The sequence below is a fragment of the Azospirillum sp. FG154 genome (assembly GCF_057809575.1).
Map to the genome: position 1 here is coordinate 139,988 of NZ_JBMDKF010000013.1, position 26,187 is coordinate 166,174.

Consider the following 26,187-nt stretch of genomic DNA (forward strand, 5'->3'; position numbering starts at 1 on the left):
CCGAGCAACATGTTGTTACTTTTTGCTTCAATCCGGGGCTCCCTCCCCGCTTTGCAGGATGCGTTGCGATGTCCCATGCAGGGCGACCGCCGTGAGCACGCCAGTGGCGTAAGCCCCGGTGTCAATTCCCAACCGGTTCGACAAAAGTTCCGGCGCATCGACCACTGTGTGGCCGTGCACCACGATCTTTTCATGGGGGCGGGGCCAGGACAGGAAAGGCTCCCGAATCCACAGCAAATCCTCAAGCTTCTGATTGGCCAAGGCACGACCAGGGCGAATCCCGGCATGGACAAACACATAGTCGCCTTGGACGATCATTGGTTCCAAACCATCGAGAAACTGCCGATGCTCGTCAGGCAGAGCCTGTTCCAGGGCGTCGCGCATCGCCCGGCGCCGACCCGGATCCGTTGTGCCAACGACCGCGCGCACGCCATAGCTGTGCAACGTCTCTGCGCCGCCATAAGCCAACCATTCGACGCCCGTTGCGGGGTTTTCCAGAAAGTCCATCATGGCCCGCTCATGATTTCCCAAGAGAAACCGACAAGCCATGCCTTGACCGCGCTCGCCCCTGGTTTGGAGGTGGCGCAGACGATTAAGCACACCCCGGCTGTCCGGGCCACGATCAATATAGTCTCCCAGAAAAACGAGCTCGCTGGTCAGGCCATCTTGTTCGCGCAACCGGACCGCGTCTGATTCGATCCGGCTAATCAACCGGTCAAGCGCGCCGCATTGCCCATGAATGTCGCCAATGGCGTAAACGCACAATCCGGATGGCATGCGGGCAATGGATGGCGGGTTGTCTGCCGTCCTGGTCAGGCCGAACAGGCGCTGTAGGGCAATGCTCCAGGCGTTGGACTTGGGCGTCGTCGTCAGGGGGGACATGGCTGCGTTGCGGATGGAGCGTTGGCGTGTTTTTTAGCACGCTTTCTCAGGATCACCACGGATTTGACGGTTTTGACAACGATCAACCGCCGGCGGGCGATTGTATTTTGCTGAAAACACAAGGCTGGGAGTTGGAAAGTTTCCAGTCACACCCTGTCGCAAAACATGCGGCAGAACTCGCTCGCGCAAGATCGACTGGCCAGCAAACACCCAATCATGCTAACGAATGTTCCCGCTGGGGATGAAATATGTTAAACATGTTAGCGCCTCCAGAAGTGATGGAAATTCATGGATCGCCTTGGGAATCGGCCATGCCTGCCCAGGCGGCGGTCTGAGCGCAAGGGGCGGTTGTTGGATTGGTCGGACGAAGTGGAAGTTGCGACGCTTCCACTTAAACCGAAAGCAACCCCAATGACCGTATGGCAAGGGCCAAATGGTTCCAGCAGACCAGAATCGGTGGCGTCCTGCGCAACGTTGCGGAAACGGTGTCGCGGATTCTTGATGGGACTCAACAAGCCAACCGCGATCACGTCCCCAAGGGCGCCGGAAAGAATATCCACCATCATGCGCATCCCGATTTCCAACATCTTGACAGACGCCGCCAACAGCCATGCGGTTTTTTCCGTCGGTTTGAGGCTTCGGCGTCGTCACCTTTGCGTTGTCACTGAAATTCCGGTGAAACCGACATGAGCTTTGCCGCCGCCAACCCAGCGACAGCGGCCCCCGCACGACGCTTTCGCCAACAACTGTTGCGTCTGACGGTGTTGCGCGCGCTGTTGTTGCTGGGGGCTGACACCCTGGCTTTGGTGGGAGCGACTCTGCTGGCCGCCTTGGTTCCGGCAACGGTCAACGCTGAGTTGGCTGGAAGCTATGGGACGCTGTTGGCCAACAGCGGGCAGACACGCGTCTCTCTGGTGCTTGGCTTTGGCGCGCTTTTGATGATTTGGTTCTACAGTCGGGGGCATTACAGCCTGAGATTGCCGTTCTGGATCGAAAATTGGCATCTGGTGGCGGGATGCACCTTCGCTTTGCTGGGAGACGGCTTTCTGCAATTCGCGCTCAAACAGGACTTCTCTCGCCTGTGGCTGGTGAACAGTTGGGGTTTCGCCGTTCCTGCGCTGATCGGTGGCCGTTTCCTTGCCCGAAAAATGCTCCGCCGCCTGGGCGTGTGGGAGGTCCCCACGCTGATCGTCGGCAACCCTGAATGGTTGGATGAAGCGATGGCGCTGATGGCCGAGCCAACTCTCGGCTATTCGGTGGCGGCGGTGCGCTCGCTCGGCGTTATGGCTGACCAGCAATCCCGCTCCTGGACTGAGGAATGCCTGGCCTGCGGGGCGCAGATGGTCATCCTTGCCGCCAACGAGGAGGAGTTGCAAAGCCATCGCGCCTTGGTGTCACGTCTGGGGTTGGAGCGGATCCCCTTTATCTGCGTCCGCAGCCTGGGGGGATTGCCGGTCATCTCCGTAGACGCCCATCACATCGTTGGCCGGGAAACTCTGCTTCTGGTCGGGCAAAGCCAGCTTCTCCACCCGCTTGGACGCGCGGTGAAAAACGTTTCCGACTACGCCGCCGCTCTGCTGATCCTTGTTCTGGCATTGCCTTTGCTGACGATCATGGCCGCTCTGGTCGCGCTGGACGGCGGCCCAATTCTCTACAGACACACCCGCGTCGGCGCCCGAGGGCGAGTGTTCCAGTGCCTGAAATTCCGCACAATGGTGCCACACGCCGACCGCGTGCTGGAGGGAATCCTGGCTGCCGATCCTGACCGAAGCCTCGAATGGGCGGAAAATCAAAAACTCCAGAATGACCCCCGGATCACGTGGATCGGTCGCTTCGCCCGCGCGTTCAGCCTCGATGAATTGCCGCAACTCTTCAACGTTCTGCTCGGCGATATGAGTCTGGTCGGCCCTCGACCAATTCACCCCAACGAAACAGAACGGTTCGGGTCGGATATTGATTTCTATTACCAGGTCAAACCCGGCATCACCGGCTTGTGGCAGGTCAGCGGACGCAACGACTTGCCATACGCCAGACGTGTGGAACTGAACAACTGGTATGTGAAAAACTGGTCACTGTGGCTGGACGCCGTCATCCTGCTGAAGACAATTCCCACAGTTCTCGGACGGCGCGGCGCCTATTGAGGGGAGAGGGAGCCTTGTTTCCCAAACGGTCACTAAGCTTGGTTCGCTCAGCAAGAAGGTCAGGCCGGATGATGGGGAGCCACGCCAGGGATGGCCAGCATGCGTTCCAGACCGCAAAGGCGAAGCAGCTTTGAACGGACGTCGCTCGTTGTGTGTCAATCTGTCACTTTAGTTGCCGAAATGGGTGAGTTCCATCCGTTCCCTGTCCACCGAAAAACTTGCAACAAAACCAGAAATATCGATTATCAATACACTCGGCGCCTCGCCCGTCCGATGTCGCGCGTCCGTTGCGCACAGTTTTTGTTTTATGCGATTGAGGCGGCGGCCCGTAGTCTTGTTGGGAGTGTCAGGTTCATGTTGTCTCGAATCCGAGAAGGAAAAATCCGGGGGGTCTTGTGCGCCATCGCTCTGGCCGGCGCGCTGGTTTCGGCTTGTTCGTCCAGCCGGAGCCTTCCGGGGGAAGACGCCCCGGCCAAGATCGGCAATCCGGCGGATGCGTATCTGCTTGAGCCCGGCAATCGCGTCCGTCTGATCGTTTATGGGGAAAACGCGCTGTCGGGAGATTTCACGGTTGATCCGGTCGGCAACGTTGCGCTCCCCTTGGTTGGCAATGTTTCGGCCAGCGGCATCACCGCCAAGAGCTTGGCCAAACGGATTGAAGACCTCCTGCGCAAGGACGGCTATCTTCAGGATCCCCGCGTCGCGGTCGAAGTGCAGACATTCCGCCCCTTCTACGTGTTGGGCGAAGTGCGCGGACCTGGCGAGTTCCCCTACACCAACGGCATGACCGTGTTGAGCGCCATCGCCAAGGCGGGCGGCTATGATTACCGGGCGCGTGAAGGCGAGGTGATGCTGGTTCGTGTGATCGATGGCGAACAGAAGGAATACCGCGCCACGGAGCGCACGCCGATCCTGCCGGGCGACATCGTGAAGATTCTCCAACGCAGTTTCTAATGCCCGGTGTGGATCGCTTGGCCGTCGCCGCAAGGCGTGTTAAATCTTAAGTGGGTTGCAAAACCTAGTTTTGCCGGTTTTAGACTATGGAGAGGGTGACGGAATGGATATGAATCGGACGCAAGGTCGGGCGTTGCGGCGTCGCGCCATTTCCGCCATCGTCGCCGTTCTGGCCAGTGGCGGCGGAATGACCGTCCTTTTGCCGACGGTTCCCGCCATGGCCCAGCAAAACCAGCAAAACGGGGGCGTTACCCTTGCCACATTGCCCCCGGCGTTGCGCGCGGCCGTGCAGTCCGGCAACGCTCAAGCGGTTCAGCGGGCAATCAGCACATTGAGCGGCAACAACACAACGACTGCGGCCACTCTCGCCTCTCAGGTCGTCATCGTCGCCGAGCAGATGCTGACCTCCAACCCGCAAGGCGCCGTGCAGATCGCCGCCGCCGCTGTGGAGACGGTGAAAGCAACCCCCGTCCAAACATCGTCGCCGCAGCAGACCGAGAATGTTCTGACCAGAGCCGCCCGGATTTTTGTGGCCCCGGATGCGATTCGGGTTGCGCCCGATCAAGCCGCGCAGTTGGCGACCGCAACGATGAGCGCGGCGAGCACCACCGCCAACAGCGCGTTGATCGCCAACGTCGCCAACCAAGCGGTCAGCACCGCTGAAAAGCTGTTGTCGACCAACCCTGCGGCGGCGGTCGCCATGGCGTCGAACGCCGTGCAGACGATCAACAACGCGACCGTGCTGCAAAGCGCTCCCCAACAGTCCATGGCGGTCGTGACCACGGCGGCGCGCATCATCGTCAACCCGGACGCCCAGCGGATCAACCCGCAGGCCGTGGCGACTCTGGCCAACAGCACCGTGCAGATCGCTTCGACGCCCGTGGTGTATCAGGCGTCGCCCACGTCGGCGCTCTCCACCATGACGAACGCCTACGCAGCGGCCAACAGCCAAGTCGTTCAAGCGGCGGTGCCGTCGGTGACGACGACCGTTCGTGAATCCATCCAGGTGGCGGGACAGTCGCAAAGCCTATCTGTCGCCAACCCGACCAACAGTTCGGCTGTCAACACCATCCTGGCGAATCCAAACCCAACGGTCGTTGTGACCAGCACGCCAAGCCAGACAACCTCCCAGACCCAGGCCCAGACGACGACGCAGACCACCACTCAGCAGACGCAGACCACCACGCAGACCACCGCACAAACACAGGTCACGACCACCACCGACAACCCTTTCCGCTCGGGCAGCCCCAGCTGATCGGAGAGGTTTTCGCTTTTCTCGCCGGGCGCGTTTTGCGCGTCCGGTAGGAGGTTTTGGTGTCGTCCTCAAGCAACAGTTTGATTTTCCGGCTTCTTATGGCCGTTGTTGTGCTTGCCCCGCTTCCGTTGGGCGGCAATCGGCCTTGGGCCTGGAGTTTGCTTGCGGTTCTTGTTGGTGGACTTTTGGCCATGTGGGCCATCGCGGTGTTGCGCGGACGGGCGCGGGTGACGCTTCCTGTCTCCCGCATGGCTTTGGTGATTTTGCCTTTTGCGTTGGCGATGGGTTGGGCCGCTGTTCAAACTCTCGGGCTTGCTCCATCCTCCTTGTGGCACCCGCTGTGGGATGAGGCGGCTTTGGCCCTTGGACAACCTGCCGATGGGGCGATTTCGGCGGATCCCGAGATGACCCGAATCGCGATCATGCGACTTTTGACCTATGGCGGTGTGTTCTGGCTGGCCGCGCAGCTTGGGCGTGAACGATCGCGCGCGCGCGAAGGCTTGGTCATAGTGGCCGTGGTCGGCGTCTTGTACGCCATCTATGGATTGACCGTTCATTTCGCAGGCTGGGAACGGATCCTGTGGTTGGAGAAATGGGCTTATCCAGGCGATTTGACCGCGACCTTCGTCAACCGAAACGCCTATGGCGCCTATGCCGGACTGGGTGTGGTGTGTTGCGTCGCTCTGTTTGCTCACGCTTTGCGCCCCCCCCACCGCAATGAAGAGCGACGGGTCTATGATCTGGCCGAAACCGTTCTGGTGCGCGCCCTGCCTTTTTTGGCGGGCGCCGTGATCGTTGGTTCAGCCCTGCTGTTGTCCCATTCGCGCGGCGCCTTTCTGTGCACGGGCGCAGCCTTGGTTGGGCTGATGTTGAGCATGGTGGTGGGGCGGATCATCCGACCGCGCGTCGCCTTGCTTCTTGGTGGCGCGGTTCTGGGAGTCGGGTTGGCGGTGTTCGCCCTCAGCGGTGATGAAACCGTGCGGCGGTTGGCCGAGACCACCAGCAACGTCGAGGAAGCGCGTCTCGACCTTTACCGATTGACCATTGCCGCCATTGCCGACGCGCCATGGACCGGCCATGGCTTCGGTGCTTTTCTGCCCGCGTTCCGCATGTACCGTGATGTTTCGCTGAGCCGTCCTGTGACCTGGGATTTCGCCCACGATGTTCATCTGGAAATCGTGATGGATCTAGGAGTCCCCGCCGCGATCCTGCTGTACACAGCGCTTGTCGTTGTCTTGGGACGCTGCCTGTTGGGGTTGGCGCGGCGACGCCGGGATCAAGTTTACCCGGCCGTCGCGCTTGCCGCCGCCCTTCTGTTCGGCGCTCATGGAGTGCTGGATTTCAGCGTTCAGATGCCGGCGATCGCTGCCACCTTTGCCTTTCTGCTGGGCATTGGTTACGCCCAATCCTGGCGCAGCGCCGACATCCAGACCATGCCCGTGGAATCGTCGGCGACATTGGTCCGCGATCCAGCGGCATGATGTCCAAACCGGACCGCATCACATACGGTTCGCTCATCGACACAACGCGCGCTCTGCTGCGCGGAACGCTCCAGCGCTGCCTTGGCGACGGTGGATTGATGACCGCCCACCGTTTCTATCACGCGATTTTGCGCCGTTTCGGTCGCTTTGACCCGCCGGAAAGCGCCGAAACGCTCTGGCTTCTGGCCGGGCTAACCGCCAAAGCCAACACCATCTTGGACATCGGAGCCAACGCCGGGCGCTACAGTTGGTTTTGCATACGATATCGGAGGACGGGAACGCCGCTGTACGCTTTTGAGCCGAATCCGGCGGCGGTGGCCCTGTTGAGGCGTCTGTTGCGTGATCAACCTGCGACGCATCTGTTGCCCGTCGCCTTGGGCGATGCCGATGGTTCCGTTGGGTTGATGGTGCCAACGGATCGTTTTGGCAACGCAATCAGCGGGTTGGGCTGGGTTTATCCGGTGAATGGCAACGGTGGACCGATTTCGGTTCATCGTCTCGACGGCTTGGTGGAGGCGGGGATTGTGAGACTTGCCAGTCCACTCCTCATGAAAATTGATGTCGAAGGGTATGAACCGGCGGTTTTGGCTGGATCCGCACAAATTCTGGAGCGCCACCGCCCTGTGATCTATTTCGAATGCGATCCGGCGACGTTGACCCGCGCCGCCTTGGCGCGCGACGCTGCTTTCGTAAGGCTTGCGGCGTTGGGATACAGTATTTTGACAGAGCAGAATGGACGCTTCGTCCTGTGCGCGGCTCCCGGCCCAACCTCCCGCAATTACATCGCCATCCCATTCCCCCCCGGTAAAATCGAACCGATGTTGACGGTCGCGGATGTCATGGCCGTAGTGGAGACGGCTTTTGCCTCCAGTTCCGTTGAACACGGTGGGTCGCTTCCATGACGAATGCCCCGCTGCGCCGCTGGGGTTTTTCACCCGAAATGCGCTTTGTTCTTGAGTGCCTTGCGGCGCGTTATGGCGGTCAAACACCATCATACGCTGCGGATCTTGATTGGACACAGGTCCTGCGACTCGTCCGGCATCACCGGATCGCTCCCTTGATGGACTCTGTGTTGATGTTGGATGAGCGCGTCCCAGGCACATTTTGTGATGGGTTGAGCAGGCAAAAACGTCGGGCGGCTGAACGCGCGCTTGCCCATTCCGGTGAGGTCATCCGCCTGACCAAAGCCTTTCACGCCGCCGGGATTACGGTGTTGACCCTCAAAGGAGTGCCTTTGTCGGTGCAACTTTACAACGAACCTGGACGTCGGGCTGGAAACGACATTGATCTGTTGGTCCGTTCGGCTCAAATGCCCGAAGCGACCCGGCTGTTGCGCGACCAAGGGTACAGCGAGGATGCATCCGGCCCGGTCATGTCCCACAAGGACATAGCGCTGCGTCATCCTGGGCTGGGAATCATGGTGGAACTTCATGATGCGCTTGATGAATGCGCCGGTGCATTTCCCATTGAGGTGTTTCGTCCGTTCGAGACCGCCGTCACCGTGCCGGTTGGTGATGAAGAAATCCTGACCCTTGCCCCGCCCCAGGCGATCGTCTTTGCCGCCTTCCATGGCGCGCATCACTTCTGGCGGCGGTTGCTGTGGCTGACCGACATCGCGACAGCTTGCCACAGCCAAAAGGTGAATTGGCCGGACGCCTTTGCCTTGGCCGGACGCATGGGGGTTGAGTCGCACCTGGTTCTGGCTGTGACGTTGGCGCATGATGTGTTGGGGGCGCCGTTGCCCCCCTCCCTGCTGCGTTCACCCCGAAAACTGGCCGCAGCGCGACGCGCCGGTCAGGGCTTGCGCCCCTTGTTGATCGGACCACCGCTGGACAGCGAAGCCGCCGGAATTTTGGCGATGGGACGTTTCCGATGGTTAATTTGGGAGTTACGGCTTTTCAACGCCTTCCGCAATCGATGGGCGCTTTTGCGATACCGTTTGCAGCCGTCAGAGATTGATCGCAGGCAGATCGTCTTGCCGCGCTTTCTTGGATTCCTTTACTATTTGATCCGTTTGCAACGCATTCTGTCCGAGGCGTTTCGCGGTTCGAGCCGGTTTCGTTGAATCGGAATCGAACATCATCTCCGTCGTAAGCCCGTCGCGCCAATAGGAGTGAGTCTCCCCCCGAAGTTTACCCTTGCGGGTGTAGGAGAAAGTTCACGTGGTCATGCCCATCAAAGTTGATCTGTCGCCAGCGGCGGCGTCGCCGCCCTGTTGCGGAGCTATGCGGGAATCTGGGTGATGACGGTGTGAAGAGGGCGGCGGATCGAGGTGGGTGACGAAACCTGGCGAACCTCCACGAGGGAGCGATGCGCCATGGATGAGAATGGCAAGCTTGTCCGGCGCGTCAGCCGGAGGAGATCGACGCCCCGCTGACGACGATCTTACGCGCCGGGATCATACCCCTGAGCGTGGCGCAGGATCTGGGTCGCTCATCCGGTTTTCCGGCTGGTCTGGCCGGGATTGTCAGGCGACCACAGCGGGCAGGCTGACGAGGGGATCATCGCCGAAGCGATGGTTTCCTGCGTCATACAGCGTGCCCGCTGAATGGTCCATTCATCGTTTTGCTCCAGCAAAATCGCACCGATGAGCCGTGTGATCGCTTGCTCGTTCGGGAATATGCCCATCACCTCGGCGCGCCGCTTGATCTCGCCGTTGAGACGCTCAATCGGGTTCGTCGAGTGGAGCTTGGCCCGATGCTCCTTGGGAAAGGTCATGTAGGCCAGGACGCCTTCTTCCGCTTCGTCCATCAGGGGGACACGCCCCACCGTCAGTCTCGCCGGAAGATGCCGCGTCGTCGGATGGCGGGTCGCCGCATGCCGACCGTGGCGTTCCAATGAAGGACAAAATCACGGCGCTGATGCTGGGGCTGCGAAAGCTCGCAGCCGCCCGCGTCGCCACAGCGGGAAGGAGGCGTAAAAGCGGGCATCCCGATACAGCACCCGGTGTTCCATCCGGTCATTCCCGACCTGATCCGTCACCCTGGACCCTCTCCGCGACGTCATGCCCCAGCCAGCATAGCCAGCGATCGACCACACCGCGCCTTGAAAAACCGGACCGGATCGGAAAGAGTTTCGTCACCGTTTCATCGCCTTTTGCGGGTGTTGCCACCATGGCGTCTCTTACCACCCTATCCCTCTTCGGTCCCGTGGAGGCGTTCCGGATCAAGGCGCGCACCCGAATCGCATCGCCTGGCCAGTATCTGCGCAAGATCCGCCATGATGGGCGTTACGCCATTTATGATCTGTTGCCGATCCTGACCGATCCCGATCTGCGCGACCGGTTGGCCACCGTGATCGCCTGGAACCGCCCGCGCACGCCGCACTTCCACCCATCCCTGATCGCGCGCGACTGGTGCCGGACCTTGATGCGCGACGGCATCTCCCCGCTTCTGCCACCCATCGACCCCAGCATCATGGCCGATTTGCGTGGCTATTTTGAGAACACCATGTGCCACGACCCGTTCCGCCCGCATCTGGGCTGGTTCCGACCGGACGCGCCGCCAAGCCCGGATTCGAACATGGGCTATCACAGCGTCGAGCAGATCCTGCAAGCGCCTCATGTGATGAATCTGTTCAACGACCCACGGGTGCTGGAAACGGCGGAACTCTATCTTGGCTGCAAACCAATCCTCGACAACATCGGCTGCTGGTGGTCCTACGGCGGTGAGACCTTTGGCGCGCGTGAGGCCGCCAAGGGAACCCAACGTCACCACCGCGATCTCGACAGCCTGCGCGGTTTCAAGATCTTCTTCTATCTGACCGATGTCGGAGAGGATGGCGGCCCGCATGTCTTCGTCAAGGGCAGCCACCGCAGCCGCCTCCTGTCCACCGGGCGTGCCCTGACCGACTCCGAGGTGGAGGCCGCCTTTGGCCGCGATGACACGGTGGCGATGACCGGCCCGGCAGGAAGCTGGTTCCTGGGCGACACCTATGGCGTTCACAAGGGGGCCTTGCCACGACGGGGCCGCCGCCTGTTGTTGTCGGCGCAATACAACATCAACCGCACGCCGCACGGCCCCCGGCGCCCCCTTCTCAGCCAGACCGCCTGCGGTCATGATCCCTTTGTAAACCAGATTTACGCGGCCATCTGATCCGCATCCGCGCAGGCATTCCGTTCGACACCGCTTGGCGCCACCCCAGAACAACTCCCGGATCCCCGTCATCGTCCCTGGACCGTTCTGGACAGCCGGGTTCTGAAGTTGCGCGTCGAAACGGTGGAGTTGCCGGACGGGTGGCGGATCACCGATTACGACCAGCTCGACGCGCCCCCCTTCGCTTGCGTCCTGGCCGAAACGGTGAACAGGCGGATCGTGACCTATCGGCAATACCGGCATGGCTTGCGCCGCGTTGGCTTGACCTTTCCCGGGTGGCCACCTGTCACCTGGAGAAGACGCCCTGACGGCGGCCAAGCGGGAATTGCTGGAGGAAACCGGGATGGTGGCGGATCCTGTGGCCGATGATCTGGAGGACACGGATATCTTGTTCCTGACCCGCGCCGAACTGCTCGACGCGGGTCTGGCGCGGCGAGATGCATCTGCTGACGCAGATCGCGCTGGTCAGCATGGTGTGGCAGAACGACATCGCGCGGACCCTGGGCGCAGCCCCCCTGACACGGCGGCATGCCGGATCAGAACGCCTTCAGCTTTTTCCAGGCAAAGACCACCATGCGGGCCAGCAGCCAACCATGGGTGAAGCGTGAGATCTGGGTTTCGCCATAGCTGCGGTCAGCGTAACGCACCGGCACCTCGACGATCTTCAGGTTCAGCTTCGCCGCGCCGAAAATCAGGTCGAAATCGCCGAACGGATCGAAGTCGCCAAAGTAATGGCGGTTGGCGACAATTTCCTCATAATCCTTACGCCACAGAACCTTGGTGCCGCACAGCGTGTCGGTGAAACGTTGGTTCAGCAGATAGGAGAAGATGCGGGCAAAGGCGCGGTTGGCCAGGAAATTCAGAAAGCGCATCGCCTCCGCCGCCATCGGGTAGACCAGACGTGTGCCGTTCACAAATTCGCCCCGACCCGCCACCATGGCCTGATAGAATTTTCCCATGGTTTCCGGCGGCACCGTCAGATCAGCGTCCAGAATGATGAGGATGTCGCCGCGCGCCGCCTTGAACCCGGCGCGCACGGCGTCGCCCTTGCCCTTGCCGGGTTGACGCATGACCTTGATGTCCCAATCGGGGTAGGCGTCGCGCACGCGCACGCACTCCTCATAGGTTCCATCCTTGCTGTGCCCCTCGCAATAGATCACCTCGATGTCGGGGGCAAAGCGAGACAGGCGGCGGATGGCGTTTTCGATGTTGCCGCGTTCGTTCCGGCAGGGAATCAGCACCGTGACCGATGGCGGCTTGCCATCCACCGTCACAGCCCCCGCCGCCTGTGGACGGGCCACAACATAGCTGCGCAGGCACAGCCGCCGGATGCCAGGCAAGGGCGCGATGACCCGGTTGATTAGGGTTCCCAAACCAAACAGCCGCTTGGGCAGCAATTGCCGCCATTCACGGCGCACCGGCTCCCAGCCCGCCAGATCGAGCAGGTTGACGATGTCGGTGGTGGACAACCAGTTCTGTTGGCCCTGCGGCATCCGCATGCCCAGCTTTTCCGCCACCCATAGGATCGGTTCCCAGGCACGGGAATGGTAGCTGACGATGATCCTCGTTTTCGACGTGGCAAAACGATGCAGCAGTCGCAGCGTCTCTTCGATGTCGTCGAGAAACCCGATGGTCCCGGACAGCAGGATGTGGGTGAACGGGCCGGTGATGGCGTCGAGCGCGGCGGGATCCTCGGCGTTGCCGGCATGGAACTCCAGTTGCGGATGACGTGCCCGCGCCTGCGCCACCGTTTCCGGGCTGAGGTCGATGCCAACCCCGCGCGCCGGGTTCAGGGCGGCCAACGTGTCGCCGACACCGCATCCGATCTCCAAAACCGTCGCCCCGTCCGGGATCAGGAAACGCAGATAGGCGCGGTCAGCCTCATGAAAGGCCCGGTTGCGTTCGGCCCATCGGGTGGGGGTCGCCGCCGCCACGTCGAACAGGGCGCGGATCCGGTCCTGCCGGAAGGACAAGGGTTTGAGGTGGGGGGCGGTTGGCATGGTCGGTTCGGTCATCGGGTGGAATCCGGGAGGGAAGAGGTTTCATGCCGCAACAGCAGCCAAAAGACGCCGCCGGGCAGGGACAGGACGGCGATGGACGCACCGACCAGAAGGGAAACAAGCAGGGCCGCGTCACGATCAAAGCCCAGCAGAGTGAAACCGGCGATCATCGCCCCTTCGCGCACGCCCCAGCCCCCCAGCGAAACGGGCAGGGCTGCGGCAACGATGGCCGCTGGAACGATGGCCAGACCGTCCAACCAACCCAACGGCAACCCCAGGGACCGGGCGAACAGAATGACCGCCGCGATGGTGGCGAGATGGACCGCGATCCCATGCCCCAACGAGGCCCAGGCGGGCGGTCGTCCAGCCATCGCACGGAACTCGCCAACCGCCCCCCAAAGAGTTCGACCGAGCGCCCCGTCGCGCACAGAACGGGGAAGGGGCAACCGGTCGCGCGGAATCCGCGCCAGCAGCAGCAGCATTCCCACCGCCAACCCCAGCACCCCGGCTCCGGCCAGAACAGTCCAGGCAATGGCTGGCGGGGCGACGGTCGCCAGACGGGGCAGACCAACCAACCCGATCAGAACAACCCCCAACAAGGCCATCAGACGGTCCACCAGCAAGGCCAGCATCACAGCGCCGGGCGGATGGCCAAGCCGCCAGGTGAACCAACCGCGCAAAAGATCGGCTCCAACCGAGCCAGGCAGAACCTGACCGAGAAAGCTGCTCGTCATTTGAAGACGAAAGGCCAACCAGCGGGTGATGGTGAAACCGGCCGCTCGCCCCACCGCCCGCCACCGCAGGGCGGCCAATGGCAGGGTCGCCGCTTTGACGACAACGCCCGCAGCGAGCAGAAGCGGATCGGCGGCGGTCAAACGAGCTGCTACAGCCGCCCAATCCGCCCCTGCGCCAAGCAACGCCAACACCACAAGCGTCACCACCGCTTTGGCCAGGGTCGGCCACAGTCGCGCACGACCAACAGACGTCGCAACTCCAGACGGGCCGAAAGGTGGTTCTGAAAGAGCCTGGGGCATCATCCCTGCGCGCAAGCGTGAAGGTCGCGCGGAAGGTCGCAACCGAACGGGCCGTTGTAGCGGTTCGGCTCCCACCTGTCATCTCCTCTGCCATCCATTTTCAGGGCAATCGGGTGAAGGCTTGATATTCCTTCATTGAGACATTCGTCATCCCCGCGAAGGCGGGGATCCAGAGTTCACAGACCGGATCTCATGGGAAAGCCTGGAACCCCGCCTGCGCGGGGATGACGGAAAACCCTATTTTCAGTCCAATGATCCTTCAAGCGATTGCCCTGCATCCATTTTCGCCGTCTTGCGTCCAAACGTCTGCGCGCATCATCCGATCAAGACGGTTATCAGGAACAGGCTCATGATGGCGGTGGAGACGGTTGGCGTCACCAGAGCGAAGCTTGCGCCGCTGGCTGGGCAGACGGCGGCGTAGAGGCAGGCCGCCTCATCCTGGAAGCAGAGCTGGAGACGGCGCTCAGGATGCGCAGCGGCTGAGGCTTTCAGGGCTTCGCGCAGCCCTTTTTTGGAAAGCGGCCTGCGCTTTGGCGTCGGACTGCGGGTGACGGGGCCGTGTCTTCTGCTTTGGCAGGTTCAGCCGCCGCAGGATGCGCGACAGACTGGCCCCACGCAGCCGCGCCGCTTCCGCTTGGCCCACACCGTCAAGCGCATGAGTGATGGCGAACATCCGGGTCGCCTGCTCTCCCGCCGTGCAAGTCGCTGGCGCTCAACTCTTCCCGGATTGGCAACGCCGCTCAATCCTCGACATCGTAAACAGGGGATCGAATCACGGATCCGCGCCCTTGGGAATCCTCTTCTGTGAGTCAGCGGTTCCGTCCGCCAGTATAAGTCCACATCGTCTTGTCATTTGTCATTCTTCGCAACATTGATCGAACCACAATGGGCTGAAATCACTCAACTCTTTTCGGGTCAGACTCTAATTTCCATATTCGGCCCGTCTCATAATCGTTGACACGTTTCGAGGTTGACGCGGGGCGCGCAGCCGGAATTGATGGACGCTCTTCCGCCGGGCCGCTAAGAGTAACCTATTGTACTGCCTGTGCCCGTTGGGAGCCGACAACGATGGATGTTGACCGCATCAAAACCTTTCAGGCAAGATTCGGCCTCAGTTATCACGTCTCCTACGCCTTGACTGCCGAGGCGCTTGTCGGTCTGAAGGGCAAGGATGTGTTGGAGGTGGGGGGCAGCTTGCCAGCGAGCTTCGTGCTGGACGGTCTGGAGGCGCGTCGCTGGATCTCAATTGAGGAGATGGAGTACTGGCAGGAATCCACTGCCACCGGGCATCAGCAGGGCACGCCGCCGACGCAGATCTTCGCCAGTCGGCTGGTGGAAGTCGAGGGGGGTGGCGCGCTTGGTCGTCACGCCGTGTTGGACGGTCGGATTGAACAGTTGCCGGACAGCCTGCACGGCGCCTTTGATACGATCTTCTCGATCGCGGCCTTCGAGCACATCGACCGCATGCCGCTGGCGCTGGAGGCAATGTTCAAGGCGCTGCGTCCGGGTGGCGCTGTCTTCACCATGCATTCACCGATCTGGTCGGCTCACGATGGCCATCACCTGCCGACGGTCGTTGATCGCCAGGGGCGGCGTTTCGATTTCAGTTCCCCGATCATTCCTCCCTGGGGCCATCTGACGATGCGGCCTCCAGAGCTGTACAGCCATCTGCTGAACCACACCGATCCAACTACGGCTGGCGAGATCGTTTACTACGTCTACCAATCCCCCCACATCAACCGGCTGTTTACAGAGGATTACGCCGCCTTCTTCAAGCAAAGCCCGTTCACTGTGGAGAAATTGCAACTGACCTTCCCCTTCCAGGGGAATCCCGATTTTCTTAGCAAGGCGCAGAAGACGCTGGAATCCCTGCATCCTGGACGAAAGCACTTCATGAATAATGGTATTCTTGCCGTTTTAAGAAAACCGGATCTCTGATCAAACGCCATGACGGAACGCCTGAGAAGGAATGAAGGGTTGATGATGATATCGACAGCATCAATGCATGTCAGATGCATGGTAGACTTAGCAAAACCGCTTTGGGATGACTTTCCAAATCATGTCCTCCAGTATCGATAAACAAATATCTCAATATTTTTGGTTTGACTGAAAATGCCGAAGGCAATGAAGATGTCATCTGTCGAACAAACGGAACTTGAATCCCGTATCATAGATGGTCGTGCAAAGATCGGCATTGTCGGCATGGGGTATGTCGGCCTTCCGCTCGCTAAGGCGGCAGCGGGCAAGGGATACGCCGTAACCGGATTTGACATCGATTCGGTCAAAGTGGACCTCCTGATGAGCGGGCATTCCTACATCCGACACATTCCAAGCGATGATGTCGACGCATTGGTCAAGCGAGGGGTGTTCGACGCCACCACCGATTTCTCGCGCATCCGCGAGATGGACGCCATTCTCATCTGTGTTCCCACGCCCCTGACCAAGCACCGTGAACCGGATGTGTCCTACATCATCTCCACCGGCGAGGCGATTGCCCCCCATCTGCGTCCCGGTCAACTTGTTGTGCTGGAGTCCACGACCTATCCCGGCACCACGACGGAGATCTTGACGCCGATCCTGGAGCGCGGTGGTTTGCGGTGCGGCTCCGATCTGTTTGTCGCCTATTCTCCCGAAAGGGAGGATCCGGGCAATCCCGATTTCGACACGCAACACATTCCCAAGATCGTCGGAGCGGACGATGCCCTGTCGCTGGGCCTCGCCCGTCAACTCTACAGCCGTCTGGTGGTCGATGTGATGCCCGTCAGCAGCGCAGCCACAGCCGAGGCTGTGAAGCTGACGGAGAACATCTTCCGCTCGGTTAACATCGCTCTCGTCAACGAGTTGAAGATCATTTTCCAGCGGATGGGGATCGACATCTGGAGCGTGATTGATGCCGCCAAGACGAAGCCTTTCGGTTACATGCCTTTCTATCCCGGCCCCGGCCTGGGGGGGCATTGCATTCCGATCGACCCCTTCTATCTGACCTGGAAAGCGCGTGAATACGACATCGCCACCAAATTCATTGAGTTGGCGGGCGAGATCAACACCTCGATGCCCCATTACGTGATGCAGCGCTTGGCCCAAGCCGTCGACAAGACGCTCAGCAAGGGGCTCAACGGCGCCCAAATCGTGATCGTCGGCATTGCCTACAAAAAGAACATTGACGATGTCCGTGAAAGCCCGGCGTTCAAGCTGATGCATCTGCTTGAAGAGCGTGGCGCGGTCGTCTCCTACCATGACCCCTATGTTGCGGAGATCCCCGCTCTTCGGGAGCATGCCGATTACATCGGTCGCCGGTCGGTGCCGCTGACGGCGGAAACATTGCGCCAAATGGACGCCGCATTGATCGTCACCGACCATGATTGCGTCGATTTCCGTCTGATTGTCGAATCAACGGCCGTCGTTGTGGATACCCGCAACGCGACCCGGTCCGTCCGGCAGGGGCGCAACAATGTTTTCGACGCTTGAGCGCCAGGATTCTCGAAATTTCATGGTCGATGGCTGGTCGTGGTGAATCGGACAGCCGGATGGGCGTTTCCACCCAATCAGCGCAAGGATCGCTTCTATGTTTGACAAGCGTTGGGAAGAAGATGTGTACGGGAAGGGCCGACACCTGAATCGTTACCCGTTTGATGATGTCGTGTCCTTCATTTTCAACAATGTCCCCTCTCCAGCCAACCGACGGGCAATGTCTGTTCTTGAAGTCGGCTCCGGCGCTGGGAATAATCTCTGGTTCTTGTCACGGGAAGGATTCAGAACCTCTGGAATCGAGGGATCCGAGACGGCCGTCAAGGTGGCGAGGGAGCGGCTGGACGCTGAGAAGCTGGAAGCCGACATCCGTGTCGGGGACTTCACTGTCTTGCCCTGGGATGACGAGACCTTCGACATCGTGATTGATCGTGAGTCAATCACGCACAACACGCGTCGCGACATCGAGCGCGCCTTCGCCGAGGTTTATCGCACTCTCAAGCCAGGCGGTCTGTTTCTCTCCGTGCTTTTCAGCACCGAGCACGCTTCGGCGTCCCTTGGCGTGGACGAGGGGGATGGGTCCATCGCTGATTTCCGAGCTGGCTATTTTGCCGACATCGCCCGGACATTTTTTGCGTCTGGCAGCGACATCGACGCCTTCTTTACGAAGTTCCATATCGAGAAGAAGCTGGCAAGCCGCATGATCGACCAGGACGGCAACGCCGTATCGGCGACCTGGAAAGTTTGGGCCCGCAAGCCTTGATGCCGATGTTTTCGACGAACGACCGCATGGACCATGCGGGCGTTCGTCGACGGAGAGGTCAGGCATTCTCCCAATGAAGCCGGTATCCGGTTTCGAGGCTCTTCTTGATAAGCTGATGGGAACGTTTGATGTCGCGGCGATAACGTCGGGCTTCCAGGCCGTTCCACAGCTTCATCAGTTCGCCAATCCCAGTGAGTTGGAAAGCTTCGCCAAACAGACGATAAACGCACATGGCGGCAATGATGCGCCGCAGGCCAATGGCGTCCCCTGCCTTGGCGGTGACCATTGGGTCGCGGATGAAGACCGCGTCGACTTCGTGAAGGCGGGGAACAAAGGCGCGGTCGATGGTCGTCTGGGGCGACGCGAACAGCGATTCGCCGTAGCTGGTGGGGCCGGCGTTGGCGCCACGAAACACCATCTCGCTGCGGGCAAGTTGCAGGTCAAGCAAGCGGAAACCGTGTCGCTTCATGGCGGTGATCGTCTCACCCAGTCCCGGCTGGTCGACATAATGGCCGTGATCGCCGGTTTCCATCTGGACAAGCACGGTTTCGGACAGCCGCTCACTCAACCCTTCAACTATTTCCAGCTCGGTCCCTTGGGTATCGAGCTTAATCATGTGGGCGCCAGGGAAACGGGCCTGTTCGAGCGCGTTTTTCAGTGTGATGGTCTCGATGACGCTTTCATGGACAGGGAAAACATAGGAAGGGTTATCTATTTTCGGATAGGAAAAGAAGACAGCCGGGTCATTCTCGTCGATTGCCGGTTTGAGCAGCGAGGAGCCTGTCGGGCAGTTCAGCCGAAAAAAGGCGCGCGGACCGCCGGTTCCCGACAGCGCAGCCTTGAGAACGCGGAAACGCTGCGGATTCTGAGTCCGGCGCGATGCCTGGATGGCCAGATCCTTCGCCGCATCGGCGTCAGGTTCGACCAACAAATAGTCGAACTCGTCCGTATAAGGGATCCAGTGCGGCGGCAACCAGTGCGCCGCTCCGATGTCGACCGCGCCGAAAGCGACGTCCTTCAGAATGGAGGAAAAAATATTGTTCGGTCCCATATTTATTTTCTCCTGTAGATGGCTTGGAACGCCCAACGGGAACCTTCGTGCACGATGCCGCCGCGATGGGCGACGCGCGTTCCGTCGAAGACGGCGAAAGTTCCAGGATCTCCAGTCATAACCTTTTGGTTTTTCAGAATGAAGGCTTCCTCATTGGAGTTTTTGAGGATGTCATTGCCAAAATGTCCGATGCAGCGCATTTCTCTTGGCAGGCGAGAGAAGCAGATTCTTCCCAATTCAGTTCCGGTGATGAGGGACGTCATGTCGATCGTGCCGCCACGCTTTGGATCTTCCCGGACCTTGTCCAGAGCCCGGCCAGCGATCCAACTCAGCGTGCTGTCGTCGAGCGATGCGTCGAGAAGGGATGTCGCGCCGTTCTTCTCTGTTACGGTGCTCAGATAACAGAGCATCTTCGGGTATGGTGAATTCATGTCGAGGTGATAATAGGCGCTCGGCTCGGATTCATCGTCTCGCTGGTAGCGATTCTTCCACCAATCCAGATTGGGCATCGACAGCTCGAAAGCGCATCCTGAATATACATAGTTGGATCCCATGTAATTTGAGAGTCCATCACAAATATCTTTGGCGCCGAAAACGCTATTGAGAAGCAAATCTTGAGAAGGCTTCCAAAGATTTACCGACAGGTCTTCGCGATTTCGTTTCCCAGATTTGTAATTTTCAGAAAGCATAATTTTTTCAGAAACAACAGCGCTTTCAAGTATTTCAACGCTTTCTGATCCATATCTTCCAATAAAGAACCCTTTATTGAAGAGAGATTCTGAAATAGAATCAGCCTTCTGCGTGCACTCTGCATAAGAATATGTGCCGCGACGCGCAAATATATCATAATCTTCAGCGATGAGTTTTATCATCTCAGACTTCAATCTATCCGCGAAATCCGAGAAAATGTCAATATCGGCGTTTTTATCCTTAAGCTTTCCAAAAAGATCTTGAAGAGCTGGCCCGACACGTTCTTCAAGAAGATACTTCACATTGGTGCTCGGAAGAGCGGAACGGCGGCGAATTTCTTCCAACGCATGACTGAGGCGATCCGTCGCCTCTTTGATGGCAGGGTCCTCATCGAAACGGATTCCAGAAAAAGCCGGATGAGTCTCATAAGGAACTTTGGACAGCCCGAAGCTTTCGATCATTGCACGCCTCCATTTCCTGGATGCTGTATATTGAAGGAATGCATTTCCGCCAAACAGCATCTTGCAAGTGACTTTACATTACCCTTACGGATACCAGAGATGCCAATCTCTTGATAAAATTGACGCGCCTATGCACAGATTAAGAGATCAACGGAAATTTTTTCAATGTTCTCCAGTCGCACTTTTGGTCCGGCATGAGGATAGGCCTTTAGAGGATCAATTGGTTAAGGCCGGGTTCGCTGAACGGAAAAACGCTCCATCACATTGAAAAGACATCCTAGCCTGCCCCATCATACCATCCAAGGCTGTGAAACGGATGGGATAGTCGGTCAGTGTCTGCGGAGTTGGTCGATGGAGATGGCCGACTGGATGCCTCATCCAATCGGCCGCTTGGGCTTTCAGGTTGGATTTCAGACCAAGGGAACGGTGTTTCCGGCCCGTTTCCACTCGCTGACGTACCATTCGCAGTATTGGCGGTATCCGACCTCCAGCGTCCAGCGCGCCTTGAACCCTAGATCGCTCCAGGCTCGCTCGGTGGACAAGGTGCCGCGAATGGGCTTGTCCTCCGCGCGCGGTCGCTCCTCCAAGATCGCGGAAGGAATAACGTCGCGGACGATGCCTGCCAAGTCGGCGATGGTCCGCGCGTTGCCAAATGTCAGGTTGAAAGTGTTGTTGACGCCCTTAGGCAAGGCCAAGGCGCGGATCATGCCCTCAACCAGATCATGGATGTAGGTGAAATCCAGACGCCCGTCGCCGCCGCCTTCCAACAGCAACGGCTTGCCGGTCAGAGCGTTTTCAATGAAGGCCTGCGAGACGCGACCGCTGATGCAGCGCTCGCCATACAGCGCGCTTGGCCGCACGATCGTGATCTGGAGACCATAGGATTGACGGTAGGTGCGCAGCAGACGCTCACCCATGTACTTGGCGTTGGCGTAGATGCCCTTGGGCTGTGGCCGGACACTCTCGTCGACGCTGGGCGTCTCGAAATCCCCGTACACCGTGCTGGAACTGAGGAACATGATCTGGCAGTTCTTTTGTCCAGACAACCGGATCCATTCCAGCGTGTTGCGCAGCGTCAGGAGTTGCGTGTCGAAGCATAGGCCAGGGTCCTTGGCCGCCTCCACCGCGCTGGCGATTGCCGACAGGTGCACGATCTTTTCGGGGGCAAACTCGGTTAGGATCCGGTTCAGCTCCATGTAGATCCGGGCGTCGCAATTGGTCAGCGTGACGTTGTGCTCGCGCAGAAGACGGAAGCGATCAAGCAGGAAATTTTGATAAAGATGGAATTTGCCCGGGGAAATCTTGGCGTTGAAGACGTTGTCAGTGAGATTGTTGATCATCAGATTATCAATAATTATCACATTCGCCCCAGCCTTGCTCAGATCGAGAGCAAGATTATGGCCGATGAAACCGGCGCCGCCGATCAGGGCAACCCGTTTGCCCTTGATATGACTGATGACCGATTCGTAGCTGAAATCGACAACATCCTCTGACATACCAATCTCCATCCAATCTTTCGCAGATCCGTCTGCGTCGTGCGACCATCGTTTGTCGTAAGACAAGGCTTTGCGCCCCGCTCGACCACCCGGTCAAGTGTGTGGCGGTCTTTTTTCGTGGCTTCCGGCGGAGGCCGGGGGAGCCGTTGTCGTTCTTCCCGCGCCGGGGGTCCAATGAAAGGTGAACTGCTTGGCCACTGGCCGGAACCCGCTGCCGAGATACATGGCTGCGGAACTCCCGTTGGTGTCCTGCGTGCCCGCTCGGAGAACCTGGGCCGACGTGTCGGCCAGGGTCGCCAACGCACCCAGCAAGAGCGCCTTGCCCAATCCCTGGCCACGGCATTCCGGCGTGACTGCGACCAGATCCACGATGCCGACGGATTGCTGGCGCAGCAGAAGCAGAAAGCCGCCAACCCTTCCGGTGGCGGTTCGGATGACAAGGATATGGTCGGCCCGCCCAGCGAAGGCGTTGCGGACCCATTGCTCCTTGATCCGATCCCCGACCGATCGCGGGATATCCGCATCCTGATGGTAACGGTCCCAGGTGAAGGAACCGCGTGCGATCATCGCGCAGTCCTCAAGGTCACTGGCTCGCGCCAGTTCGACTGACCGGGGAAAGGCCGCTGGTGTTGGCGGAACAACCGCCTCGTAGGTGATGAGAGTCTCGACCTGCCGGAAGCCGACCATCCGCAGCGGCTCTACAACCAAGCTGCCCTCTGGCAGGCGGCAGAACATGAGGCGCACTCCCGCCTGCTCCGCCCGCCCTACAAGGCTGTGCAGCGCGTCCTGGGTGACGTCCGATGGAACATTAAGACGCCACACCGTGCCATTCAGGAACGCGGAATCGAAATCCTCAACCCGGGCAGTCAGCCCAATGTCAGTTGCGGACACGACGAATGGCATCCTTCATGGCCCGTCCAATTCGCTGGGCGTCGTCGATGGTTACATGAGGGCCGACCGGCAGGGCGATGGACTGCGCGGCGATCCATTCTGCTACAGGGAACTGACCAGTCTTGTAACCGTATTTTTCCCGGTAATAGGTGAACAGGGGAACCGCGTTCGGATAGTGGATGCTGGTTCCAATGCCTTGCGTCTTGAGATCGGCCGCCACCGCGTCCCGGTCGATGCTGCCGTCGCGCGGGAGAACCGCCGTCAGGCAGTAATGCGACGACACCGCCTTGCCCTTGCGGTCTGGGAACACGGACAACTCGGCGATGCTGCTCAACTCGTTGGCCAGCGTCTGGAAGTTCTCTGTCCGCCGCGCCTGGAAACCGTCCAGCTTGTCCATTTGGCAAAGACCGACAGCGGCTTCCGCTTCGTTCATCCGGTAATTAAAGCCGAGCGCCGTCACATCGTAGAAACCGGGTTTGGCCCGTTCTCCGAGCGGTTTGTCGTAGCCGAAAGCACGGCATTGGCGCAGGCGGGCGGCCAGTTCTGGATCCCGGGTCGTCACCATGCCGCCTTCGATGCTGGTCATGTGCTTGACCGGGTAGAAGGAGAAGCTGCCGCCTTCCGACAGGGCGCCCGCCTTGACGCCGCCATAATGGCCATCGAGCGCGAGGGCGCAGTCCTCGAACAGACGGAAATCATGCCGGGCGGCCAACCCCGAAATGCGGTCCATCTCGCAAGGCAGGCCGAGATAATGGACGACGAACGCCGCGTCGAGGGTCGGAGCGACCGTTTCGAGAAGATCCGGGTCTATGTTGCCAGTGTCGGCCTCGACATCAACGAACACCGGCTCCGCCCCCATCAACTCGACAACATGGGCGGTGGCGACATGGGTCATCGCTGGAACGGCGACCCGACGGCCTTTGCCGATGCCGTTGACGAAAAGCAGAAGGTGCAGGCCTGCGGTGCAGGAGGAAACCGAGACGGCATGCGGCACGCCAGCGCGCTCGGCGAATCGCTCCTCGAACTGGTGGGTCGCTGGGCCATGGACGAGCGTGCCGCTGGCCAGAACCTTGGCGACGGCCCTTGCCTCGGCATCGTCGAGTTGCGGCCGCCCGAATGGAATCGTCTGAGTCATGAAGGATGGCCTCCCGGTGCGGATGCTAAAGTAGGCGGGGGACGGAAACGGTTCGGCCAAATTGGATGGACTCCCACAAGGCGAGGCAGGCGCTCATCACCTGGAACACGTCCTGGGCGCCGACAATCGGCTCGCGTCCCTCACGGATGGCGGCGACGAAGTCCGGGAGAAGGTCGCCCTTCAGCATCCCGGGATAGGGCGTGGTCACGGCCACCTCGTCGGCGGGGTCGTCGCTGGAAAACAACTTGCCGTCTGGGGCGTCGTTGATGAAGGTGAGACGCGTGCCGTAGAGGTTCAGCGCGTGGAATTTCGGCCGCTGGGGGCCGAAGGTGGTCAGGGTCTTAGCCAGAGCGCCTTCGGAAAAGCGCAGCAATCCCACGATTGTGTCGTCAAAACGATATGCGCTGTTCCGGGTCAGGATTTTGTTCGACATGCCGGAGACCTCGGTGATCTCCTGCCCCATGATCCAGCGCATCAGATCGATCAGATGGATGCCGCCACCGTAAGCGACGCAATAGAACCCCATCTTGCCGCGCCAGCCCTCGGTGATCTTCCACAGGATGTTGTGGATGTAATCGCCTTCCAAATAGAAGATCTCGCCAAACTCGCCAGCCTTGACCATGTCGCGGATCTGGATGAAGCGCGGGCTGCGGCGCAGGATCAGGTTCGAGGTGATCAGCTTGCCGCTGTCCTGCTGGGCTCGCAAGACGGCATCCATTTCGGCCCGACCCAAGGCGACCGGTTTTTCCACCATGACGTGTTTGCCATTGCGGAAGGCGCGGATCGCCTGCTCGGCATGGCCATCGTCATAGGAGCAGATCGACACGACGTCGATGTCGGGGTCATCCACCACCGACTGCCAGTCAGTGTGTCGTCGGGCGATACCGTGGCGATCAGAAACCTCGGCCAACTTAACCGGGTCGATGTCGCACGCCGAAACGACCTCGCATCCCGGAATGGCTTGATAGGATAGCACATGCTGCTCTCCCACACCGAGACCGATGACGCCTGCGCGGACGCGGGCGGGCGGATGGGACGTGTCGTTCGACGTATCGTTCATGGCCCAAGGATCATGGGGTGGCTGAAACCGTCACGTCGGCAGGGGAAGACGCGGTGTTCGAGAGTGTCGTCATACTCCAAAAACACGGCGCAGATCCACTGTTTCTCCATCTGTGGAAACGTTCGGGTTTTGCCGCTATCGTCCAGCTTCTCCGTCATGTTCGGAACATTCCATGCAGATCGACGCCAAGTCCCCGCCCCGCCGATTCATCGTCAAGGGGCGGCTCTTGTCCCATATGGCGGACATTGCCCTTGAACCAGACGAACTGGTGACGTTCGTGGCTGGCGATACCCAGTATGACGTGGCGCGTAAAGAATGGGGCTATTACGCCACGCCATCTCTCAACCAAAGGCTGCCAAATCATGGGTTGCGCCCGGTTCTGGTCCGCTCTCCAGAAGGAACCGCCTACGTCCTGCTCGTCACTCGCGGGTGCGAGGCGTCTTTCCGGGCTTATCTGGCGGAGGAAGGGCATCGGATACTCGGCTGGCTGGACGAAGAGGCGACCCTGACGGGGCTGGACGGTCGGACGGAGACTGACGCCTCTGGACGGGAGGGAAACTGCCTGCTGTGCGGCCATGCGAATCATGACCATGTGGCCAGCTTCACCGATCGACCGACCGGGGAAACTGATTTTGGCCTTTTCCCCTACCGGCGTTCATTGTGGCGCTGCCGTGGATGTGGGCATGTGGTGAATCGGCACGCCATGGACCTGTCGGCGCTTTACCGTGGGGATTATTGGGAACGGACCTATGGAACGGGCGTGCGGGCGACGTTCGACCGGATCATGGCTCTGCCGCCCGAACGCTCCGACAACCGGGGGCGGGTCGCCCGGATTCTTGAGTATTGGAACAATTCGGGCGCCACGGCCCCCAGAACGCTGCTGGATGTGGGATCGGGGCTGGCCGTGTTCCCAGCGGCGATGCGGGAGGCTGGATGGGAGTGCGCCGCCCTTGATCCCGATCCAGTCGCTGGTCGCCATGCCCAGAGCGTCGCCAGAGTCGAGCCGATCACCGAGGATTTTCTAGCGCTGCCGCCAAAGCGGCGCTTTGGGCTAATCACCCTCAACAAGGTGCTCGAACATGTGCCGGGTTCGATGATGATCGAGATGCTGGTCCAGGCCGGTCGGCTTCTGGAACCGGGAGGCGTGATCTATGTTGAGCTTCCCGACGGCGAGGCCGCGTTGCGTGACAGCCCCGAGCGGGAGGAGTTCTTTATAGAGCATTTGTGCGCGTTCAGCGCGGCGTCCTTCAGCTTGCTGATCGCCCGTGCCGGGTTGGCGCTCGACCGGCTGGAACGGGTGCGGGAGCCGAGCGGGAAGTACACCCTGCGGG

General features: G+C 60.0%; 23 protein-coding genes and 1 pseudogene. 12 read left to right on the forward strand and 12 right to left on the reverse strand.

The features are described 5' to 3' along the window. Positions 1–27: 27 nt before the first annotated feature. Positions 28–882, reverse strand: a complete 855-nt coding sequence (locus tag ACODS4_RS16425) for a metallophosphoesterase family protein (RefSeq protein ID WP_488865480.1) — start codon at positions 880–882, stop codon at positions 28–30. 764 nt (positions 883–1,646) lie between these two features. Here ACODS4_RS16425 and ACODS4_RS16430 point away from each other — a divergent pair. The 6 genes from ACODS4_RS16430 (at position 1,647) to ACODS4_RS16455 (ending at position 8,778) form a co-directional block, all read left to right on the forward strand. Continuing rightward, the gene (locus tag ACODS4_RS16430) at positions 1,647–3,023 is read left to right on the forward strand and encodes an exopolysaccharide biosynthesis polyprenyl glycosylphosphotransferase (RefSeq protein ID WP_488865482.1); all 1,377 of its coding nucleotides are present in this window, start codon (positions 1,647–1,649) and stop codon (positions 3,021–3,023) included. Between the two features lie 90 nt (positions 3,024–3,113). Then, the gene (locus ACODS4_RS16435) at positions 3,114–3,977 is read left to right on the forward strand and encodes a polysaccharide biosynthesis/export family protein (RefSeq protein ID WP_488865484.1); all 864 of its coding nucleotides are present in this window, start codon (positions 3,114–3,116) and stop codon (positions 3,975–3,977) included. A gap of 103 nt (positions 3,978–4,080) precedes the next feature. Further along, complete coding sequence (locus ACODS4_RS16440; RefSeq protein WP_488865486.1) at positions 4,081–5,232, forward strand: hypothetical protein; 1,152 nt, start codon at positions 4,081–4,083, stop codon at positions 5,230–5,232. 404 nt (positions 5,233–5,636) lie between these two features. Further along, entirely contained in the window at positions 5,637–6,713 is a 1,077-nt protein-coding gene (locus ACODS4_RS16445; protein WP_488865488.1) for an O-antigen ligase family protein, read from the forward strand. Continuing rightward, positions 6,710–7,615: an FkbM family methyltransferase gene (locus tag ACODS4_RS16450; RefSeq protein WP_488865490.1), complete on the forward strand. Its 906-nt coding sequence runs from the start codon at positions 6,710–6,712 to the stop codon at positions 7,613–7,615. The genes ACODS4_RS16445 and ACODS4_RS16450 overlap by 4 nt, the downstream gene beginning before the upstream one ends. Beyond that, on the forward strand, positions 7,612–8,778 hold the full coding sequence (locus ACODS4_RS16455; RefSeq protein ID WP_488865492.1) for a nucleotidyltransferase domain-containing protein: 1,167 nt from the start codon (positions 7,612–7,614) through the stop codon (positions 8,776–8,778). The genes ACODS4_RS16450 and ACODS4_RS16455 overlap by 4 nt, the downstream gene beginning before the upstream one ends. Before the next feature lie 402 nt (positions 8,779–9,180). Here the strand turns inward: ACODS4_RS16455 and ACODS4_RS16460 are convergent. Next, positions 9,181–9,467: pseudogene (locus ACODS4_RS16460) on the reverse strand (transposase); the annotation flags it as partial. A gap of 359 nt (positions 9,468–9,826) precedes the next feature. Here ACODS4_RS16460 and ACODS4_RS16465 point away from each other — a divergent pair. After that, positions 9,827–10,807 (forward strand): phytanoyl-CoA dioxygenase family protein, encoded by a 981-nt coding sequence (locus ACODS4_RS16465; protein ID WP_488865494.1) that lies wholly within the window; start codon positions 9,827–9,829, stop codon positions 10,805–10,807. Positions 10,808–11,111: 304 nt separating this feature from the next. Then, a complete protein-coding gene (locus ACODS4_RS16470) occupies positions 11,112–11,408 on the forward strand; it encodes a hypothetical protein (protein WP_488865529.1) in 297 nt (98 codons plus the stop codon). Here ACODS4_RS16470 and ACODS4_RS16475 read toward each other — a convergent pair. From ACODS4_RS16475 to ACODS4_RS16485, 3 genes are all read right to left on the reverse strand, one after another. Continuing rightward, a complete protein-coding gene (locus tag ACODS4_RS16475; protein ID WP_488865496.1) occupies positions 11,344–12,822 on the reverse strand; it encodes a glycosyltransferase in 1,479 nt (492 codons plus the stop codon). The two genes, ACODS4_RS16470 and ACODS4_RS16475, sit on opposite strands and share 65 nt — an antisense overlap. Next, the gene (locus ACODS4_RS16480) at positions 12,819–13,748 is read right to left on the reverse strand and encodes a lysylphosphatidylglycerol synthase transmembrane domain-containing protein (RefSeq protein ID WP_488865498.1); all 930 of its coding nucleotides are present in this window, start codon (positions 13,746–13,748) and stop codon (positions 12,819–12,821) included. The genes ACODS4_RS16475 and ACODS4_RS16480 overlap by 4 nt, the downstream gene beginning before the upstream one ends. A 556-nt stretch (positions 13,749–14,304) precedes the next feature. Then, a complete protein-coding gene (locus ACODS4_RS16485; RefSeq protein WP_488865500.1) occupies positions 14,305–14,514 on the reverse strand; it encodes a winged helix-turn-helix domain-containing protein in 210 nt (69 codons plus the stop codon). 395 nt (positions 14,515–14,909) lie between these two features. Between ACODS4_RS16485 and ACODS4_RS16490 the strand changes: the two genes are divergently transcribed. The 3 genes from ACODS4_RS16490 to ACODS4_RS16500 all read left to right on the forward strand — a co-directional run bounded on the left by ACODS4_RS16490 (position 14,910) and on the right by ACODS4_RS16500 (position 18,072). Then, complete coding sequence (locus ACODS4_RS16490; RefSeq protein ID WP_488865502.1) at positions 14,910–15,779, forward strand: methyltransferase domain-containing protein; 870 nt, start codon at positions 14,910–14,912, stop codon at positions 15,777–15,779. A gap of 174 nt (positions 15,780–15,953) precedes the next feature. Beyond that, positions 15,954–17,309 carry a nucleotide sugar dehydrogenase gene (locus ACODS4_RS16495; protein ID WP_488865504.1) on the forward strand — a complete coding sequence of 452 codons (1,356 nt, stop codon included), beginning with the start codon at positions 15,954–15,956 and terminating at the stop codon, positions 17,307–17,309. A gap of 97 nt (positions 17,310–17,406) precedes the next feature. After that, positions 17,407–18,072 (forward strand): class I SAM-dependent methyltransferase, encoded by a 666-nt coding sequence (locus ACODS4_RS16500; RefSeq protein ID WP_488865506.1) that lies wholly within the window; start codon positions 17,407–17,409, stop codon positions 18,070–18,072. A 58-nt stretch (positions 18,073–18,130) separates the two neighbouring features. Here ACODS4_RS16500 and ACODS4_RS16505 read toward each other — a convergent pair whose 3' ends face one another. The 7 genes from ACODS4_RS16505 to ACODS4_RS16535 all read right to left on the reverse strand — a co-directional run bounded on the left by ACODS4_RS16505 (position 18,131) and on the right by ACODS4_RS16535 (position 25,014). Next, positions 18,131–19,123, reverse strand: a complete 993-nt coding sequence (locus ACODS4_RS16505) for an FkbM family methyltransferase (RefSeq protein WP_488865508.1) — start codon at positions 19,121–19,123, stop codon at positions 18,131–18,133. 2 nt (positions 19,124–19,125) lie between these two features. Further along, the gene (locus ACODS4_RS16510; protein ID WP_488865510.1) at positions 19,126–20,274 is read right to left on the reverse strand and encodes a hypothetical protein; all 1,149 of its coding nucleotides are present in this window, start codon (positions 20,272–20,274) and stop codon (positions 19,126–19,128) included. Between the two features lie 410 nt (positions 20,275–20,684). Then, positions 20,685–21,770, reverse strand: a complete 1,086-nt coding sequence (locus tag ACODS4_RS16515) for an NAD-dependent epimerase/dehydratase family protein (protein ID WP_488865512.1) — start codon at positions 21,768–21,770, stop codon at positions 20,685–20,687. A 93-nt stretch (positions 21,771–21,863) separates the two neighbouring features. Further along, a complete protein-coding gene (locus ACODS4_RS16520) occupies positions 21,864–22,661 on the reverse strand; it encodes a GNAT family N-acetyltransferase (protein WP_488865514.1) in 798 nt (265 codons plus the stop codon). Continuing rightward, positions 22,648–23,796 carry a DegT/DnrJ/EryC1/StrS family aminotransferase gene (locus tag ACODS4_RS16525; protein WP_488865516.1) on the reverse strand — a complete coding sequence of 383 codons (1,149 nt, stop codon included), beginning with the start codon at positions 23,794–23,796 and terminating at the stop codon, positions 22,648–22,650. The genes ACODS4_RS16520 and ACODS4_RS16525 overlap by 14 nt, the downstream gene beginning before the upstream one ends. A 25-nt stretch (positions 23,797–23,821) precedes the next feature. After that, complete coding sequence (locus tag ACODS4_RS16530; protein WP_488865518.1) at positions 23,822–24,856, reverse strand: Gfo/Idh/MocA family protein; 1,035 nt, start codon at positions 24,854–24,856, stop codon at positions 23,822–23,824. Further along, entirely contained in the window at positions 24,853–25,014 is a 162-nt protein-coding gene (locus ACODS4_RS16535) for a hypothetical protein (RefSeq protein WP_488865520.1), read from the reverse strand. The genes ACODS4_RS16530 and ACODS4_RS16535 overlap by 4 nt, the downstream gene beginning before the upstream one ends. Positions 25,015–25,028: 14 nt before the next feature. Between ACODS4_RS16535 and ACODS4_RS16540 the strand changes: the two genes are divergently transcribed. Next, a partial coding sequence (locus ACODS4_RS16540) for a class I SAM-dependent methyltransferase (protein ID WP_488865522.1) occupies positions 25,029–26,187 on the forward strand: 1,159 nt, incomplete at its 3' end.

Bases quoted from the DNA above. Each gene is read 5' to 3' on its own strand.
- ACODS4_RS16435 (WP_488865484.1), top strand. From the start codon at position 3,114: ATGGCCAGCATGCGTTCCAGACCGCAAAGGCGAAGCAGCTTTGAACGG.
- ACODS4_RS16495 (WP_488865504.1), top strand. From the start codon at position 15,954: ATGCCGAAGGCAATGAAGATGTCATCTGTCGAACAAACGGAACTTGAA.
- ACODS4_RS16450 (WP_488865490.1), top strand. From the start codon at position 6,710: ATGATGTCCAAACCGGACCGCATCACATACGGTTCGCTCATCGACACA.
- ACODS4_RS16485 (WP_488865500.1), bottom strand. From the start codon at position 14,514: ATGTTCGCCATCACTCATGCGCTTGACGGTGTGGGCCAAGCGGAAGCG.
- ACODS4_RS16530 (WP_488865518.1), bottom strand. From the start codon at position 24,856: ATGAACGATACGTCGAACGACACGTCCCATCCGCCCGCCCGCGTCCGC.
- ACODS4_RS16490 (WP_488865502.1), top strand. From the start codon at position 14,910: ATGGATGTTGACCGCATCAAAACCTTTCAGGCAAGATTCGGCCTCAGT.
- ACODS4_RS16500 (WP_488865506.1), top strand. From the start codon at position 17,407: ATGTTTGACAAGCGTTGGGAAGAAGATGTGTACGGGAAGGGCCGACAC.
- ACODS4_RS16475 (WP_488865496.1), bottom strand. From the start codon at position 12,822: ATGACCGAACCGACCATGCCAACCGCCCCCCACCTCAAACCCTTGTCC.
- ACODS4_RS16425 (WP_488865480.1), bottom strand. From the start codon at position 882: ATGTCCCCCCTGACGACGACGCCCAAGTCCAACGCCTGGAGCATTGCC.
- ACODS4_RS16510 (WP_488865510.1), bottom strand. From the start codon at position 20,274: ATGATCGAAAGCTTCGGGCTGTCCAAAGTTCCTTATGAGACTCATCCG.
- ACODS4_RS16455 (WP_488865492.1), top strand. From the start codon at position 7,612: ATGACGAATGCCCCGCTGCGCCGCTGGGGTTTTTCACCCGAAATGCGC.
- ACODS4_RS16505 (WP_488865508.1), bottom strand. From the start codon at position 19,123: ATGGGACCGAACAATATTTTTTCCTCCATTCTGAAGGACGTCGCTTTC.
- ACODS4_RS16535 (WP_488865520.1), bottom strand. From the start codon at position 25,014: ATGACGGAGAAGCTGGACGATAGCGGCAAAACCCGAACGTTTCCACAG.
- ACODS4_RS16525 (WP_488865516.1), bottom strand. From the start codon at position 23,796: ATGACTCAGACGATTCCATTCGGGCGGCCGCAACTCGACGATGCCGAG.
- ACODS4_RS16440 (WP_488865486.1), top strand. From the start codon at position 4,081: ATGGATATGAATCGGACGCAAGGTCGGGCGTTGCGGCGTCGCGCCATT.
- ACODS4_RS16515 (WP_488865512.1), bottom strand. From the start codon at position 21,770: ATGTCAGAGGATGTTGTCGATTTCAGCTACGAATCGGTCATCAGTCAT.
- ACODS4_RS16465 (WP_488865494.1), top strand. From the start codon at position 9,827: ATGGCGTCTCTTACCACCCTATCCCTCTTCGGTCCCGTGGAGGCGTTC.
- ACODS4_RS16445 (WP_488865488.1), top strand. From the start codon at position 5,637: ATGACCCGAATCGCGATCATGCGACTTTTGACCTATGGCGGTGTGTTC.